This window comes from Desulfosarcina sp. (genome assembly GCF_055467485.1).
In genome coordinates, this window is the sequence record NZ_JBUOIV010000002.1 from 56,215 (window position 1) to 73,133 (window position 16,919).

The following is a 16,919-nucleotide window of genomic DNA, read 5'->3' on the forward strand; positions in this document are numbered from 1 at the left end:
TGACCCGATGAAAAAACGCTCCGCCCAACCGCTGCGTTCGAATGCCAACGACCATGAACGAACCTATCGGCAGCGGGTAGGCCGTGTGGGCTTGCACGCCTTTCAAGTCGTCTGTCAGGAGACAGACCTGATGGTCCAGGCCGATCGTCTGCTCGAATACGAAACCCGTGAACAGGTTCTCGTCTGCCGAGGGCAGATCGATGGGTATATCCATCGCTATCCCGAATTTGCTGTAACGTTGGAGCCCTGGCGGGAACAGGCGTTCGCGCCTGAAATCGTCAGGAATATGATCGACGCAGGCAGCGCTGCCGGCGTGGGCCCCATGGCGGCTGTAGCCGGCGCAATGGCCGCAACCGTCGGTCGAAAATTGCTCGATTACAGTCGCCACGTGGTGGTGGAAAATGGCGGCGATATCTTCATCAAAGCCAACGGCCCGGTGGTGGCCGGAATATTTGCCGGTCAATCCCCCTTGAGCATGAAAATTGGGATTTACCTGCCGGATACGCATGAAGGTATCGGGCTGTGTACCTCCTCGGGCACAGTGGGCCATTCCTTGTCCGCCGGGTCGGCCGATGCCGTCTGTGTCGTTTCCCATTCTTGTGCCCTTGCCGATGCCGCCGCTACTGCCATTGGCAACCGGATCCGGTCGCCACGGGAAATAAAAACAGCCATTGCCTTTGGCAAACGTATCGCCGGGGTGTTGGGGATCGTGGTGGTCGCCGGGAGTGAAATGGGGGCGTGGGGTCAGATCGAACTGGTCCCGCTCAAAGGAAAAAAAGGTTGAGTTTTAGGTCGGAAAAGGATAAAGATGCTTGATAATCAAAGGGTTTCATGGACGTTGCGGTCACCCCGTAACCTACTCCACCAGGCCCGACGCGACGCTAACCCCCCAACGGAAACCAGGCGGAGGAGAAACACACAATGAAAAAGGTGAAAATCGCCTTCTGGATTGTCGTATTCGGCTTTGTCGGACTGGTCATCTTTCAGAACAAGGATTTTTTCATGTCAGAAAGCCGCCTGATGATCGACCTGGGATTTTTCTATTACGAAACGCCGTTTCTGGCCAACGCCGTTTTCTTTGTGGCCTTTTTCCTGGTGGGTATTTTGATCTCTTATTTTTCAAGCTTGTTTAAACATTTCAAGGACGCCAGAACTATAAAGACGTTAAAGGCCAAGGAGACCAGCCTCGTGGAAACGGTATCGTCATTGGAAAAGCAGCTCACCGCCCAAACGGTTCCCGTTGAGCCTTCGCCAACTGCAACCATTGAAAACGAACCCATTGAAGATGAACCCGTGGAAGCGGTTGCTGAATTGAAATGACCCGGATCGTGCCGTCGGCCGCGGCGAACCTGGAGCATTGCCCCGTCATCTGCCGCCCTGTTTGGGTGGCCGCCTCTGTCACCTGCCGCCTCACATCCTTAACAAATCGAAATTATTTCATGATTGATGGCCTCCGTTAAAGCTACACCCATGATGCAGCAGTACCTCTCCATCAAGGAGCGGTATCCTGACGCCCTTTTGTTTTACCGCATGGGCGACTTCTACGAGATGTTCTTCGAGGACGCCCAAACGGCCTCCCGTGTGCTGGAGATCACCCTGACGTCGCGCAATAAGCACGATGAGTCGCCGGTTCCCATGTGCGGGGTTCCCTATCGGGCGGCACAGGGCTATATCTCGAGACTGATTGAAAATGGTTACAAGGTCGCCATCTGTGATCAGGTGGAAGATCCCAAAGCGGCCAAGGGCCTGGTCAAGCGGGAAGTGGTCCGGGTCGTGACCCCCGGTATGATTATCGAGGATGAACTGCTGGATGCAAAGACCAACAATTTCATTCTGGCCCTGTCCCGGCACATGCATATGACGGGCCTGGCCAGTCTCGACATTTCCACCGGAACGTTCCGCCTAACCGAAACGGCCGATATGACGGCCATTATAGATGAAATCATGCGTGTGGCCCCCAGGGAGATCCTGCTGCCCGAATCCCTGAATGCCGATGCCGCGATAGCACCGTTTCTAAAGGCGGACCTCGTCGGCGCCGTAACCGTGATGGAAGACCGTACATTCGAGTTTGCGGGCAGCCGTCGCCGATTGCTCGAGCAGTTCGATACGCTTTCGCTGGAAGGTTTCGGATGCGAGTCCATGAAAGCCGGGGTGGGGGCCGCCGGGGCACTGATCCACTATGTCGGTGAAACCCAGCGCCAGAAGATCGAACACCTTGCCGCCGTCCAGACTTACTTTCTCGGTCAGTTCCTCGTCGTGGACGACCAGAGTTGCCGCAACCTGGAATTATCGGCCAACATCCGCACCGGCAGTCGCCAGGGAACATTGCTGGGGATCCTGGATCAGACGGTCACCGCCATGGGCGGAAGGCTCATGGCCCATTGGTTGCGATATCCGCTGCTGGATCCTGCCCGGATTCAGGTCCGGTTCGATGCGGTTGCCGAAGCGGTGGGACAGATGCAAACCCGAAAGGAGCTTCGGGAATCCCTCAAGCCCGTAAGGGACCTTGAACGCCTGGGCAGCAAGATCTCCATGGGGCATGGCAATGCACGGGACCTGACGGCGATGAAACGCTCCATTTTCGCATTGAATGATATATTCGCCGCTCTCTCCCTTCTCTCCGCCGCCCCTTACGTGTACGATCGTGACACCCGCGCACTGCATGCACTGGCCGACCTGATCGATCGGGCCATCCGCGAGGATGCACCGCCCGTGATCACAGAGGGAGGCATGATCCGGGAGGGTTACGATGCCGACCTGGATGAATTGATCCGCATCGGCAAGGACGGCAAGGGGTGGTTGGCCGAACTGGAGGCCAAGGAGCGCAGTGCTACCGGCATCAACTCTCTCAAAGTACGCTACAACAAGGTATTCGGCTATTACATCGAGGTTTCCCGCACCCACAGTGAATCGGTGCCTGACCACTACGTGCGCAAACAGACCCTGGTGAATGCGGAGCGATACATCACCGACGAGTTGAAGCATTTCGAATCCCGGGTACTCAACGCCGCTGATCGACGCAACGGTATGGAAATGGATATCTTTGTTTCCATCCGGGATCAGGTTAAGGCGCACCACGCCGATATCCGGCGGGTCGCCCGGTTCATTGCCCGGGTGGACTGTCTGTCCACGTTTGCCGAAATCGCCCATAACAACGATTATTGCCGACCGGAGATCAATACGGACGGCATTCTGGAGGTCCGGGAGGGACGGCATCCGGTGGTTGAAAAGCTGATCACCGGCGAGCGGTTCGTGCCCAATTCCATTGTCATGGACAATCGCAGCAATCAAGTGCTGATCATCACCGGCCCCAACATGGCAGGAAAATCCACTGTGCTCAGGCAGGTGGCGCTGGTAACCATCATGGCCCAGATGGGATCGTTCGTGCCAGCGGAGACGGCCAATATCGCCATTACCGACCGCATCTTCACCCGGGTAGGCGCGTTGGACAACCTTTCAGCCGGCCAGAGCACCTTTATGGTGGAAATGCAGGAAACGGCCAACATCGTCAATAACGCCACAGAAAAGAGCCTGGTGATTCTGGATGAGATCGGCCGCGGTACGTCAACCTATGACGGCTTGAGCATCGCCTGGGCCGTGGCCGAGCACCTTCACGACCTGAACGGCACGGGCACCCGCACCCTATTTGCCACCCACTACCACGAACTGACCGAACTGGAAAACCAACTCGACCGGGTCAAGAACTACAATATCGCCGTCAAGGAGTGGAACGACGAAATCATTTTCTTGAGAAAATTGGTCGAAGGAGGTACCAATCGCAGCTATGGCATCCAGGTTGCGAGGCTGGCAGGGATTCCCGAACCGGTGATCCGGCGTTCCAAAAAGATTCTTGCCCAGATCGAAACGGGAATTCATCCTCGAACCGCTGAAAACAAACCGACCGGCGCCGGCCGGAAAAAAAGAAATGGGCACGTCCAATTGGAACTGTTCAGTCCAATGGAACGGAAGCTATTGGAATCGATACAGATGCTGGATTTGCGCCGAATGACCCCCATCGATGCCCTGAATGTGTTAAACGAATTGCAGATCAAGGTACAATCCGTTTTGAATTGACTTTTGATTGAGTGAACATGCAACAACGCGCCAATAAATCGTTGTCTTCGACCATTATCCGCTTGTTAACCTTGACCCTGCTGACCCATATGGCCATGGTTTGGCCGGCCTGGGCGATGACTCCCAAGGAACAGTATTATCGAGCGGAAAAGGCCTATGCCGCGCTCAAGAAAAATGTCCGGCACCAAAAATACCGGGACCGGTGGCTGGCCTGTATCGAGAAATACCAAAACGTCTACCGGCTTGATCCTTCCGGGCCCTGGGCCGCCGCCGGACTCTATAAATCTGGTATCTTATACTTGGAACTCCACAGACGGTCTTTTTTGGACGCCGATCAAAAAGAAGCGGTGGACGCCTTCCAAAGGGTTATCCAACGATATCCCAAGAGCCGTTATACTCCGAAATCCAGATCTCAACTGGCCGATTTGGACAAACCGGCGGCACGACCCAGAAAGCCGGGGACTGCCCGGCATCTCAAGAAGGCCCATGCCGAGTATAATCAGTTGATGGCAAACGCCGAGAAACAGAAGTATCGGGATCAATGGGAAAACTGCGTCGATCGCTTTCAGACGGCCTACCGATCCGACGCCAGCGGTCCAGATGCGGCCGAATCCCTGTATATGATCGGATTGCTTTTCAAGGGCCTGTCGGACAAGTCTCATCGTGAGGCGGATCTTGACCAGGCCATGGAGTACTTCCGGCGGGTGAAAGCGGAGTTTCCAGGAAGCGCCTTTGCCGATAAAGCCGATGCCGAACTGGCCGGGAATGGCTCAGGGACCGCTGCAGCTATTGACGCGCCCGACCCGCTGGCCAGCATCATCTCCCAGAATCAAGAGGATCAAGAGGCGGACATGCCGGATTCGCCATTGCAGCCAGCCGGCCTGGTTACCGTGCAGGGACTGCGATTCTGGTCCAACCCCAGCTATACACGGATTGTTATCGATGCCGACCAGGAGACCCGCTTTTCCCACCGGCTGCTAAAAAAGGACCCCGCCATCAAAAAGCCCCAGCGGCTCTATATCGACCTGAGCAAGAGTCGGCTGGGAAGGGACATTCAGAAGTTTGTCCCCATCAACGATGAATTGCTCAGCGATGCGCGGGCCGGGCAGTACACCGGTGAGTCGGTCCGAATCGTCGTGGATATCAAGTCTTTTAAAACCTATAAAATATTCTCACTGAAAAATCCCTTTCGCATCGTATTGGACGTGTGGGGGGAGGATACGGACCGGCAGGCCGTCGGCCCGTCGACCTCACCCGCGCAGCCTTCAACCGGTAGGCTGCCGCCCGGTGCCATCGCCCGCCAACTGGCCTTGGGGGTGAGCCGCATCGTCATCGATCCGGGCCACGGCGGCAAGGATTATGGTGCGCCCGGCTATCTGAAGGGCGTTCATGAAAAGGACGTCGTCTTGCAGATTGCCAAGCGACTGGCTCGAAAAGTGGAGACCGAACTCAATTGCGATGCGGTCCTCACGCGAACGACCGACCGCTACCTGACGCTGGAGGAGCGCACGGCCATCGCCAACACGCAGAATGCTGACCTGTTCATCTCCATTCATACCAATGCGGTCAGAGACAAGCGGGCATACGGTATTGAAACCTTTTTCCTGAACCTGGCAACTGACGAGGATGCCATTCGGGTTGCCGCGCGCGAAAATGCCACATCGGCAAAAAATATCAGCGACCTGGAGACAATCCTGAACGATTTGATGCAGAACGCCAAAATCAGCGAATCGAGCCGCTTGGCGGCCATGGTCCAGCAGGAAATGTATCTGCATTTGAAAAATAATTTCAGCCACATTCGCAGCAAGGGCGTCAAACAGGCACCCTTTTACGTGCTTCTGGGCGCCCAGATGCCGGCGCTGCTTGTGGAAACGTCGTTTATTTCAAACCCAAGGGAGTGCAAGCGCCTGACAAGTGCCGAATACCAGGAGGAACTTTGCGACGGCATCATCCGCGGGATTCGAAAGTACATTAAGGAAACCAGTCCCACCGCCTATTTCTATCAACCGGCTGAGCGGGACAAAAACGGGTGAAGACCGTCACCGTGCTGCTGTCGCTGCCGGCCAACAACCCATCAACCAGAAATTTTCAGGAGGAAGCTGCAATGGATTACGAAAACATCATCTTCGATGTGGTGGAGGGTATTGCCACGATTACCTTCAACCGTCCCAAAGCGCTTAATGCGTTAAACGGCCATTTGCTCGACGAATTCTCAGCGGCGCTGGATGTGATCGAAGCTGACGAAGAGATCCGTGTGCTTGTCCTCACCGGCGCGGGTGAAAAATCGTTCGTAGCTGGGGCGGACATTACCGAACTGGCCACCTTCAACTCCCTGCAGGGAAAGATGTTTTCAAGAAAAGGGCAGCTGATCATCAGTCGGCTCCAGGAACTGGCTATTCCGGTGATCGCCGCAGTCAACGGCTTTGCCCTGGGAGGTGGCAGCGAGATGGCCCTGGCCTGCGATTTTATTTATGCCTCGGAAAACGCCATGTTCGGCCTACCGGAAATTACCCTGGGCATCATCCCCGGGTTCGGCGGCACCCAGCGCCTGCCCCGCCTTATCGGCAGCAACCGGGCCAAGGAGATGATCTTTACCGGACGGCTGATTCCTGCCGAAGAAGCCGAGAAGATCGGCATGGTCAACCGGATTTTTCCCCAGGAGTCGCTGATGGAGGAAACGCTTAAGACCGCCCGGGCCATGGCCACAAAAGGGAAAGTGTCCGTGAGAGCCGCCAAACAGGCGGTCAACAACGGTCTTAACGTGGATTTGGCCACCGGCTGCCAGATCGAGGTCGATGCCTTTGCCATCTGCATGGCCAGTGAAGATGGCAAAGAAGGTACCCGCGCATTTATCGAAAAGCGAAAACCACAATTCAAGGGGTCGCTCAAGGGATAGCGCACCTCAGTCATCCGGCAACGCCGATTTTAACACGAAGTGCTTGATATCTGGCGCGTTTTTACTTGACCCACGCGGCAAAATTATTTATCCAGCGATGTCCGGCGGAACGGGTACCAGCGAACTGCTTTTGAAAAGCGGGTGATGACCGACAACTGTCAACGGGTCGCGCAAAAGGCTCGATTCACCGGTGCCATTGGCGGTTTTGGCTCATTCCGGTCCATGCCAGGAACGGTGACACCGCTAGCGCAATTGCGCCCAACATGCCATGGCTGACGGCGCGTTCGTCCGATTGCCCATTGGCAAATGCATTAAAAGAGGCTGTGGGGTAATCCTCCCAGCCTTTTTTTTGGTCTGGCTGCCGACATATCAGCATGCTTGAGGATTGAACCGTCAGGTTCGACTGCCGCTATCTCGGCGAAAAGGAGAAGCGTACCATGATTTACGACATTGAATACGAAACCATGCCGCGCGAAGCGCTTGAATCGATACAGCTTCGTCGGCTTCAGAGTACCTTGGAGCGGGTCTATGCCAATGTCCCCTTTTACCGTAAGCAATTTCAGACGGCAGGGATCGTCCCAGCTGACATCAAAAGCCTGGACGACCTGCGCCGGATACCGTTTACCACCAAGCAGGACCTGCGGGACAACTATCCCTTCGACATGTTTGCCGTGCCCATGGATAACGTGGTGCGCATCCACGCATCGTCCGGTACGACCGGTCAGCCGACAGTGGTGGGGTATACGGCGAGGGATGTCGGCACTTGGTCCATGCTGATGGCACGTGCGCTTTCTGCCGGCGGCGCCGGGCGCGGCGATATCATCCACAATGCCTACGGATACGGGTTGTTTACCGGTGGACTGGGCGTCCACTACGGTGCGGAGCGACTGGGGGCATCCGTGATACCGGTTTCCGGCGGCAACACCAAACGTCAGGTGGTGATCATGAAAGATTTTGGCCCCACCATCCTGACCGCGACCCCGTCCTATACCCTGCATCTGGCTGAAGTGGCCGAAGAGATGGGCGTTGCCTTTGATTCGCTGAAATTCAAGTTCGGCATTTTCGGTGCCGAGCCCTGGTCAGAGAAAATGCGTGAAGAGATCCAGCAGAAGTTGAACCTTACTGCCGTTGACATATACGGCCTCAGTGAAGTGATGGGGCCCGGGGTGGCCATCGAATGCCATGAAGCCCAAAAAGGCCTCCACGTCTTCGAGGATCATTTCATACCGGAGATCGTCGATCCCCACACCCTTGATCCCCTGCCTTACGGAGAGGCGGGCGAACTGGTCTTCACTTCGCTGACCAAGGAGGCCTTTCCCGTGATCCGGTATCGCACGCGGGACATTACCGCCTTGAATCCTGAACCGTGCAGCTGCGGCAGAACCCATGTCCGCATGAACCGGGTAACCGGTCGCAGCGACGATATGCTGATTATCCGAGGGGTCAATGTCTTTCCTTCCCAGATCGAAAGCGTACTCATATCCACCGAGGAAGTGACACCCCACTATCAGTTGGTGGTTGACCGTGAAGACAACCTGGACGTGCTCACCATCAAGGTGGAAGTGGGTGAAGGAAGTTTTACCGACGAAGTGAAAGGCCTGCAACATTTAGAGCGACGAATCACCAAAAATATCAAGGAATTGCTAGGTGTCTCGGCCAGGGTCAAACTGGTTGAGCCCAAAACCATCGAAAGAAGCCAGGGCAAGGCGGTAAGGGTTGTGGATAACCGCTCGATTTGATAGTTTTTAAAAAAAGCATACCATCGCTCAAGTCGACCAATCTTATGACCGATTATAAAATGGAGAAACGCATGCATGTAGAACAGATTTCCGTTTTTCTGGAAAATAAATCCGGGCGGCTTTCAGAGGTCACCGCCATTTTAGCTGAATCGGATGTGAACATTCGTGCCCTGGCACTTGCCGATACGTCCGATTTCGGCGTCTTGAGATTGATCGTGGATGATACGGACAAGGCCCGCCATGCACTTAAGAAAAACGGATTTACGGTTGGTAAAACCAATGTGGTGGCGGCGGAAGTGCCCGACCGCCCTGGAGGGCTTCACGACATCCTGATCATGCTTCATGACGCCAGCCTCAACGTCGAGTATATGTATGCGTTTGTGCGGTCCTCCGGTGACAACGCCGTGATGATCTTTCGCATCGAGCGGGAGCAGGAGGCGATCCGGCTGCTTCAATCCAAGGGCGTCAAGGTTATCGACGGCAAGCACCTCTACACCCTTTGATGGCCTCATCAGTTAAGGGCGGCCGCTTTTGGTCAAGCCTGCGGCCAGGGAAAATTGTGGTGCTTTTTTGACAACGGATGTGCTATATAATTAACTATTCACGACCACTTAGGCGCTTATTGCAAAGGCGTTTTGGCGTTGCCAATGGTTTTCATTTGGTTTCAAGATGCGCTAAGCGGATCGGGGACACCCGTGTAAGGTTTACCGAAAAACAAAAAATGGACTGAGGGGCAAGCAATACATGGGTTGTTTGCTATAGCTATCCCTTCAGATCCCCTCAGGTTGATCAATGGCCGACAAACAGGTGAATCCGGCTCAGCTGATCTGGGCTGTCGCATTGATACTGGCTGGTTTAGGCGTTTTCTACCGCATCCCCCAAGTGATGCCGAGTATCGAACAGATACCGAGATTTGCCGCCGCCTCCGGCTTTATCCGGTTTTGTTTTTATTTCATGGGTCTGTTTCTTATCGGCGGAGGATGTAAAAAACTCTACCATCAGTACCGTAAATAGAGCGTCTTGACCAACATGATTGATTTGCACCACGCACGGACAACCCAATTACCCAATCAACAGCAGGATACGATTCATGGCCAATGCAGAGATTTCTTTTACGCTTGACGAGGATACGGACAGTGCGAGAATGTCTGACGCCAAATATAAATCCAGGATTCAGGCTATCGGCAATCGGCTCAATGAAGCCAACAACCTTGGTGAGGCACTGATCAACCTGAAGGATGAAATCTGCGAGTTGTTCGGAGCGGACCGAATCACCGTCTATGTGGTGGATGGCGTTAAACGGGAACTGGTATCGCGCTTCAAATCGGGCAGTGAGGTGGCCGAAATTCGAATTCCCGTGGCTCAGACCAGCATTGCCGGGTATTCTGCATTGAAGCAGACCCTGGTGAACATCAAGGATGCATATGACCAGAAGGAGTTGGCCGCCATCGCTCCGGATCTCCAGTTCGATTCAAGCTGGGACCGTCGCACCGGCTACCGGACCAAGGAGGTCCTGGCCCATCCGATCGTTTACCAGAAGTATCTGATGGGCACCATGGAACTGATTAACCGCAAAGGAGATGGTGTATTCGGAGATGCGGAGGAAAAGGCGGTATTGGAGCTGTCCAAAATCATGGGGACGGCCCTGTACAACCAGAAGCGCATCGCCGCCAGAGGCGGCCGCAACAACAAATACGACTTCCTGCTGGAAAATCACCTGCTCACCCAAAAAGAGCTGTCCCAGGCCATTGCCGCCGCCACCCAGCGCAAAGAACCGGTTTCCGCGGTGTTGATGAAGGATTTCAAGATCCCTAAAAAGGAGATCGGCAGCGCTCTGGAAAAGTACTACAAGACCAGCTTCATCGAGTACAACTCCAGCTATCCGATCCCCGGAGACCTCATGGCGGGCCTGAAGGTGCCCTTCATGAGAAACAACATCTGGGTGCCTCTGAAGTCGGACGGCAACAAGGTCGTCATTGCCGTCGACAATCCCCACGACCTGAAAAAGATCGACGAGATCAAGGCGCTCTTTCCGGGGCGTCCCGTTAATTTCTACGTGAGCCTCAAGCAGGACATCCTCGATTTTATCAAGCTGTTCACCCAGGATGAAAAAGAGTTGGCGGAGATCGATGATATCCTCTCCCAACTTCAGGTGGAATCCGAAGAGGTGGAAGAGGCGGAGGCCAGTATCGGCGATGAGGACAGCGCCGTGGTCCAGTTGGTCAACAAGATCATCCTGGACGCCCACAGCCGTGGCGCATCCGATATCCATATCGAACCTTATCCCGGCAAGCAGAATACCCAGGTCCGCATCCGGGTCGACGGTTCGTGCACCGTTTACCAGACTATTCCCTTTTCATACAAAGCCGCGGTCGTCTCCCGAATCAAGATCATGTCCGACCTGGACATCGCCGAACGGCGGCTGCCCCAGGACGGCAAGATCAAGTTTAAAAAATACGGCGGCAAGGATATCGAACTGCGAGTGGCCACCATCCCCACCCAGGGTGGCCTGGAAGACGTGGTCATGCGCCTTTTGGCTGCGGGGGAGCCGATACCTCTGGATAAGATGGGGTTTTCCAAACCCAACTATAAAAACTTTATCAGCGTGATCACCAAACCCTACGGACTGATCTTCGTCTGCGGGCCTACCGGTTCAGGTAAAACCACCACCTTGCATTCGGCCTTGAGCTTTATCAACAAAACCGAAACCAAGATCTGGACTGCGGAGGACCCGGTCGAAATCACCCAGCGCGGCCTTCGCCAAGTGCAGGTGAAACCCAAGATCGGTTTCGATTTTGCTGCGGCCATGCGCGCCTTTCTGCGTGCCGACCCGGACGTGATCATGGTGGGTGAAATGCGTGACAAGGAGACTACCTCCATTGGCATCGAGGCCTCCCTGACCGGCCACCTGGTCTTTTCCACCCTGCATACCAACAGCGCACCGGAGAGCATCACGCGTTTGCTGGACATGGGGATGGATCCTTTCAACTTTGCCGATGCCATCCTGTGCATCCTGGCCCAGCGGCTCGTAAGGACTCTATGCAAAACCTGCAAGCGCAATTATCACCCCAGCCAGGAGGAGTACGACGAGTTGGTCCGGGAATACGGGGAGGAGGAGTTCAAGAACAATCTGAACATCCCTTACACCGACGACCTGCAACTGGCCAAACCGGAAGGGTGCGACTTGTGCAACAACACCGGCTACCGGGGACGCATGGGAATCCATGAACTGCTGATGGGGACCGACGATATGAAGAAGTTGATCCAGACCAAGGCCGAAATGGAAAAAATCCGCAAGCAGGCTATTTTTGACGGTATGACCACCTTGAAACAGGACGGCATCGAAAAGGTTTTTCAGGGTCACTGCGATCTACTAGAAGTCAGAAAGGTCTGCATCAAGTAGCACCGTTTCACAATCGGCATCTTTTGGACCGGGCCGGTGTTCTCGCCAGGTTGAGATCCTCGACGTAGCGCTGCTACGCCTGCGGTTTCAAGCTGGCTGCGGCCTTGGCCTGAGCCAAAATCCACCAATTCTGAAACGGTGCTATCTGAGGGTTTGTTATCCCCCAGCAAATTATTTTATAACAGGATTGTCACGGGCAGCTTGGAATTTTTCCAGCTGCCCGTGGTAATAGGTGCGGTTGGTTTTGGCCAACCCCAGAGCGCTCGTGGCTGCATCGATGGCTTCGGTGATGCGGCCGTTGACATATAGGCTTTCGGCCAGGGTGTCCAAAATGTGAGGGGACTGCTCGATGGCGGCGGCCCTTTGCGCCAGGTCCAATGCCTGCTGCGGATTTCGGTATGCCGGATCCTCGCAGGTGGCCAGCAGCCACGCGTAGTTGTTCAATATGATGGCGCTATGCGGATCGATGTCAAGGGCGGTCCGATAGGCCGTCACCGCCTGGCCGAAGCTGCTGCGGCCGAGATACAGATCCCCCAACATTCCGTAAAGGCCGGCATTGGCGCCACCGTTTCGTGAGATCTCGTTCAATATAGCGGTTTCGAAAAACTTCTCGTTAAGCTGCTTGCCGGTCTGGCCAACATTGAGCTGGTAGCCGGCGACCCCCACCACCACCATGGTCGCCGCATAGATGGCGATGCTGGCCCTTACCTTGCGGTCGTGGCGTTGAACCCAGGTGCGGTCCGCTTCGCAGCGTTTTAAGAAATCAACCCGCTGACCGATGCTGAAGTGATGCCAGTTGGGCTTGTCCGGAGAATGACCGGAAACGGCCACAATCTTTTTAAAGGTCGAAATCAACGGCGCGGCACTGCCGAAAAGCCCATAAACCGAGGCGTCCGCCTGGCGTTCGAAGTTGCGCATGAAGTAGCCGAAGATGAAGCGGAAATAAACGAGGAAATTAATGATGATCGCCAGGCTGAGCAGCCCCGTGGTCACCGTGGTTCGGCTGATACCGGTCATGAACACAAAACGATAGATGGGTTCGGAAAAGATGATCAGGTAGACGATGAGATCGAAGGTCGCATAAGCGATAACCATGTAACCGATAAAGAAGAAGAGATAGAACAGCAGATGGTGTCTTTTCACGTGCCCGACTTCATGGGCGATGACGGCATCTATCTCTTCAGGGTTCAGGACACGCAGCAAGGCGTCGGTGACCAGGATATAGCGAAAACGGCTCACCAGGCCCATCACCCCGGCAGTGATCATGCGGCCGCCGAAGATCGGCCAGTACAGAATATCCGCATAGTTAAGGTCGGCCCGCCGGCACAGCGCTTCGATACGCTGGCGATTAAAGCCGGCTTCCAATGGGCGGCAGCGCCAGAATTTCTGGATGATCAACGGGCCGATTACCGCCACGGCAAACAGAAAAAAAAGAAAATAGGCCGTTTCGCCCTCGGGTGACTCAAGCACCTGACGGGGCAGGTCGAAGGGCAGCGCCAGAAGCAGGTCGGCGACGCCTGAAAGCAGCAGCCAGGGCAGCAATACGGGCACACTGAATGCGATGTTGGATGTCACATAGGCCCGGCGGGTGAGGTCGGCACCGTAAATGTGCCGGTAGGCCGCATGGGCGTTGGACCAGACAATCGCCAGGTAGCCAACGAAAAGGGACATGAAAATCAAGGCCTGAAGGGTGGGAATGGCTTCGAACAGCCAAATTCCCGCTAAAAACGAAGAGAGGTTGAGGCCGTAAATATCCACGGCAAACAGAGCGATGGCAAGGACGGATTGGCGGGTCAGGGCCGATGAAAACTGCTGGTCCAGCACATCGTGGCTGTGGATGGCGGACATCTGTGCGATCCGGGTAAACCGGCGCCTGGAAAAAATGAAAAAGAGCAGGATCAGCGACAAGAAGTAAATCAGCGTGTCCAGGGGCGCGAAGTTGGTCTGCTCCGACGGCTGGTAGGTCGAATAGATCAGCAGGGCGACGATGAAATAGATGAAGTTTCCGAACATGGTGTCAGCAGTCCTGGCGGGGTGGTATGGGCGTTGAGACAATCCAATTGGACGGTATAATCGGTCGTCGCACCAACACGTTATGGCTTTTTCCGTCTATTATGGCCAAACGAGCAGGCCTATGGCCGGTGTCATGGGGTCGCTGCGTCCGCGTCGCTGCGGGTTGCTTGGGCGTTTTTCTTCGGTTTGCGGTAGTAGCGTTCCTTTTCGCTGTAGATGCAACCGCAGTAGGGCTGACGGTACATGCCCAACCGACGGGATTCGTCGATTCCGGTTTTCCATCCGTCCCGAAAATCCTGATAAAAAAAAGGCACGCCCACTGACTTGCCAACGGCTTCGCCGATCGATCGGATCTGATCATGCTTTTGAAACCGGCTGTAGAGCAGCGTGGTGGTAAACCCGTCGAACTTGCCTTTTTTGGCGAGGTTAGCCGTGGTGGTCAACCGGTCGTGGTAGCAGTAGGTGCAGCGATCGGCCTCCCGGAAGGCCACCTGGCGTAAAAAAGCCTCCAGCGCATAACCGGACTGGTAAATCATTTTCAGGGAAATCGATTCCGCATAGGTTTTCAGGGTCTCTTCGCGCCGTATGCACTCGGTAAAAGGGTGGATATTGTTGCGATAGAAAAAACCCATGACATCACAATTGTCGTCGCGCAGCACCTGTACCGGGTAGATGCTGCAGGGGCCGCAGCAGACGTGAATCATCAGCTTCATCGGCGGGCTCCGAAAATGGCGGTGCCGATGCGCACCAGAGTGGCGCCTTCCTGGATGGCCACTTCGAAATCGCCGGTCATGCCCATGGACATTTCCTGCATGCTCACGCGGGGGATGTTGCGTTCGCGGATCCGGTCACGCAGCCGGGCCAACTGGCGGAAAAAGGGGCGCGCCTGCTCCGGTTCATCGAAAAAGGGTGGCATGGTCATCAGCCCCTTCACCCGGACGTTGTCGAGATCGCTGATCTGCGCGATCAGTTCAACGGCGCCGGTCTCCGCGATGCCTGATTTGCTCTCCTCCCGGCTGATATTCACCTGGATGAGAATGTCCTGCACCTTGCCGTTTTTGCGCGCTTCTTTGTCCAGGGCTTTGGCCAGTTTGAGGGATTCGACCGAATGGATCAGGTCGAACATGCGCACGGCATATTTGGCCTTGTTGGATTGCAGGTGGCCGATGAAGTGCCATTGCACAGGCCTGTCATACAGGGCATTGAACTTGTCGCGGGCCTCCTGGATGTAATTTTCGCCCAAAATTGCGGCACCGGCATCGATGGCTTGGGCAACCCGGTCGGCATCGACGGTCTTGCTCACCGCAACCAGGCGGACGGTTGCGGGGGCACGGCCGCAAGCGGTTGCCGCGTCGGCGATTCGTTGGTTGATCCGGTCCAGACGTTCCTTCACACCGCGAGTCCTTTCGGGTTTTCGGCATGCATCCTCACGACCCCCATCCTGATCAAGGTTTCGATCACCTCACACACGGGAAGCCCCACCACGTTGGTGTATGATCCATGGATACGCCGGACGAGGAAGGTTCCCATCCCCTGGATGGCGTATGCGCCGGCTTTGTCAAAGGGTTCGCCAGTCTGGATATACCAGGCGATCTCGTCCGCGGTCAAATCCTTGAATTGCACATCCGTTTTGATTGCTTCGCTGACGCCGGTACGCTTGTTTTTACAGACGATGGCATATCCGGTATATACAAAATGGGTCTGGCCGCTCAACCGTTCCAGCATCTGCCTGGCTTCGCGCGGATCATCGGGCTTGCCGAGAATGGCGTTGCCGATGGTAACGATCGTATCCGCGCCGATCACCCAACTGTCCGGATATTGCCGGGCCACCTCGTCGGCTTTGGCTTCGGCCAGTGTTTTGACATAGTCCGCAGGGTTTGCTAACAGGACCGAATCTTCATCGAAGGTGCTGGGGATCACCGCGAATGTCAAGCCGGCCTGTTCGAGCAGGTAGCGACGTCGCGGCGATTGGGATGCCAGAATCAGTTGGGGTGGTTTTACCGTCATTCAACCGTTTTTACCAAATGCCATGCACAATAACAAGGATCAAAGGGACATCCCGCTAAACGCCACGCGTTTCTGGATCATCGGTGCCGGCCGATTCGGGCGGATCGCCGTGGAGCGGATCACCCGGCATATTTCCCATGCTACCCTTATCGTGGTCGATCAGAAACCGTTGTCGATCGATGGAGCGGATATCACCACGATCCACGAAGAAGGCATCGAATGGCTCGATCGATCGCTCGTTCCGGATGCGCCGGTGGACATGATTGTCCCGGCCATTCCCGTTCATGTCGCCGCAGCATGGTTGAAGCGCAGGCTTAGGTATTTATATGAAATACATCCATATATAATCCAAGACGCCTGGCTGGATGAACTGCCCCATCCCATGCGGGGAGCAGCCGGACAGGCCTTTGTCAGCCACGCCGATTTCGTATGTCCGGACAACTGCAGCGAGCCGGCACGCACATGCACCCATACCGGAAAGCCCAGGCCCATGGATCTTTTCCGCTTGTTGGACAGCATGCCAATCGAGGATGTCCTGCCCGTCATCGTTCGCAGTCATCAACTGCTGCCCGGCGTAGGTGGCATTTACCCCTCAGAACTGCTGTCTGCATTGGACACGGTCTGTCATAACAGCCATCGACCGATAATGATCGCTACGGCCTGCCGCTGTCATGGTGTGCTGGATTTCATGCGCCTTGAAAAAAGGGCGGATGAGCCGGGCCACGATGAGCCATCTGCTTGACATTTCCCGGGATACCCGTTAATAGCAGCCTCACCAACCTGAACC

14 protein-coding genes are annotated in these 16,919 nt (G+C 55.3%); 10 read left to right on the forward strand and 4 right to left on the reverse strand.

The window, feature by feature from the left end; all coding sequences use genetic code 11:
• The first annotated feature begins 7 nt into the window (after positions 1 to 7).
• The 9 genes from ACZCED_RS01400 to ACZCED_RS01440 all read left to right on the forward strand — a co-directional run bounded on the left by ACZCED_RS01400 (position 8) and on the right by ACZCED_RS01440 (position 12,112).
• The gene (locus ACZCED_RS01400) at positions 8 to 784 is read left to right on the forward strand and encodes a UPF0280 family protein (RefSeq protein ID WP_462968888.1); all 777 of its coding nucleotides are present in this window, start codon (positions 8 to 10) and stop codon (positions 782 to 784) included.
• A gap of 137 nt (positions 785 to 921) precedes the next feature.
• Complete coding sequence (locus tag ACZCED_RS01405) at positions 922 to 1,320, forward strand: hypothetical protein (RefSeq protein ID WP_462968887.1); 399 nt, start codon at positions 922 to 924, stop codon at positions 1,318 to 1,320.
• 150 nt (positions 1,321 to 1,470) lie between these two features.
• Positions 1,471 to 4,074, forward strand: coding sequence for a DNA mismatch repair protein MutS (gene mutS / locus ACZCED_RS01410; protein WP_464860051.1), 2,604 nt, complete (start codon positions 1,471 to 1,473; stop codon positions 4,072 to 4,074).
• A 17-nt stretch (positions 4,075 to 4,091) separates the two neighbouring features.
• Positions 4,092 to 6,107: an N-acetylmuramoyl-L-alanine amidase gene (locus tag ACZCED_RS01415; protein ID WP_464860052.1), complete on the forward strand. Its 2,016-nt coding sequence runs from the start codon at positions 4,092 to 4,094 to the stop codon at positions 6,105 to 6,107.
• A complete protein-coding gene (locus ACZCED_RS01420; RefSeq protein WP_464860053.1) occupies positions 6,104 to 6,970 on the forward strand; it encodes an enoyl-CoA hydratase/isomerase family protein in 867 nt (288 codons plus the stop codon). Before ACZCED_RS01415 ends, ACZCED_RS01420 begins: the two co-directional genes overlap by 4 nt.
• A gap of 437 nt (positions 6,971 to 7,407) precedes the next feature.
• The gene (locus ACZCED_RS01425) at positions 7,408 to 8,709 is read left to right on the forward strand and encodes a phenylacetate--CoA ligase family protein (RefSeq protein WP_462968883.1); all 1,302 of its coding nucleotides are present in this window, start codon (positions 7,408 to 7,410) and stop codon (positions 8,707 to 8,709) included.
• Positions 8,710 to 8,780: 71 nt separating this feature from the next.
• Positions 8,781 to 9,212 carry an ACT domain-containing protein gene (locus tag ACZCED_RS01430; RefSeq protein WP_462968882.1) on the forward strand — a complete coding sequence of 144 codons (432 nt, stop codon included), beginning with the start codon at positions 8,781 to 8,783 and terminating at the stop codon, positions 9,210 to 9,212.
• Between the two features lie 289 nt (positions 9,213 to 9,501).
• The gene (locus tag ACZCED_RS01435) at positions 9,502 to 9,723 is read left to right on the forward strand and encodes a hypothetical protein (RefSeq protein ID WP_462968881.1); all 222 of its coding nucleotides are present in this window, start codon (positions 9,502 to 9,504) and stop codon (positions 9,721 to 9,723) included.
• A gap of 76 nt (positions 9,724 to 9,799) precedes the next feature.
• Positions 9,800 to 12,112, forward strand: coding sequence for an ATPase, T2SS/T4P/T4SS family (locus ACZCED_RS01440; protein ID WP_462968880.1), 2,313 nt, complete (start codon positions 9,800 to 9,802; stop codon positions 12,110 to 12,112).
• A gap of 171 nt (positions 12,113 to 12,283) precedes the next feature.
• Here the strand turns inward: ACZCED_RS01440 and ACZCED_RS01445 are convergent, their stop codons facing one another.
• The 4 genes from ACZCED_RS01445 to ACZCED_RS01460 all read right to left on the reverse strand — a co-directional run bounded on the left by ACZCED_RS01445 (position 12,284) and on the right by ACZCED_RS01460 (position 16,132).
• Positions 12,284 to 14,125, reverse strand: a complete 1,842-nt coding sequence (locus ACZCED_RS01445; RefSeq protein WP_462968879.1) for a M48 family metallopeptidase — start codon at positions 14,123 to 14,125, stop codon at positions 12,284 to 12,286.
• A 131-nt stretch (positions 14,126 to 14,256) separates the two neighbouring features.
• Positions 14,257 to 14,838 (reverse strand): epoxyqueuosine reductase QueH, encoded by a 582-nt coding sequence (locus ACZCED_RS01450; RefSeq protein ID WP_462968878.1) that lies wholly within the window; start codon positions 14,836 to 14,838, stop codon positions 14,257 to 14,259.
• Positions 14,835 to 15,518, reverse strand: a complete 684-nt coding sequence (locus tag ACZCED_RS01455; RefSeq protein ID WP_462968877.1) for a YggS family pyridoxal phosphate-dependent enzyme — start codon at positions 15,516 to 15,518, stop codon at positions 14,835 to 14,837. The genes ACZCED_RS01450 and ACZCED_RS01455 overlap by 4 nt, the downstream gene beginning before the upstream one ends.
• Positions 15,515 to 16,132, reverse strand: a complete 618-nt coding sequence (locus tag ACZCED_RS01460) for a Maf family protein (RefSeq protein ID WP_462968876.1) — start codon at positions 16,130 to 16,132, stop codon at positions 15,515 to 15,517. The genes ACZCED_RS01455 and ACZCED_RS01460 overlap by 4 nt, the downstream gene beginning before the upstream one ends.
• A 22-nt stretch (positions 16,133 to 16,154) precedes the next feature.
• Between ACZCED_RS01460 and ACZCED_RS01465 the strand changes: the two genes are divergently transcribed.
• Complete coding sequence (locus ACZCED_RS01465; RefSeq protein WP_464860054.1) at positions 16,155 to 16,874, forward strand: potassium transporter; 720 nt, start codon at positions 16,155 to 16,157, stop codon at positions 16,872 to 16,874.
• The last annotated feature ends 45 nt before the right edge of the window (positions 16,875 to 16,919 follow it).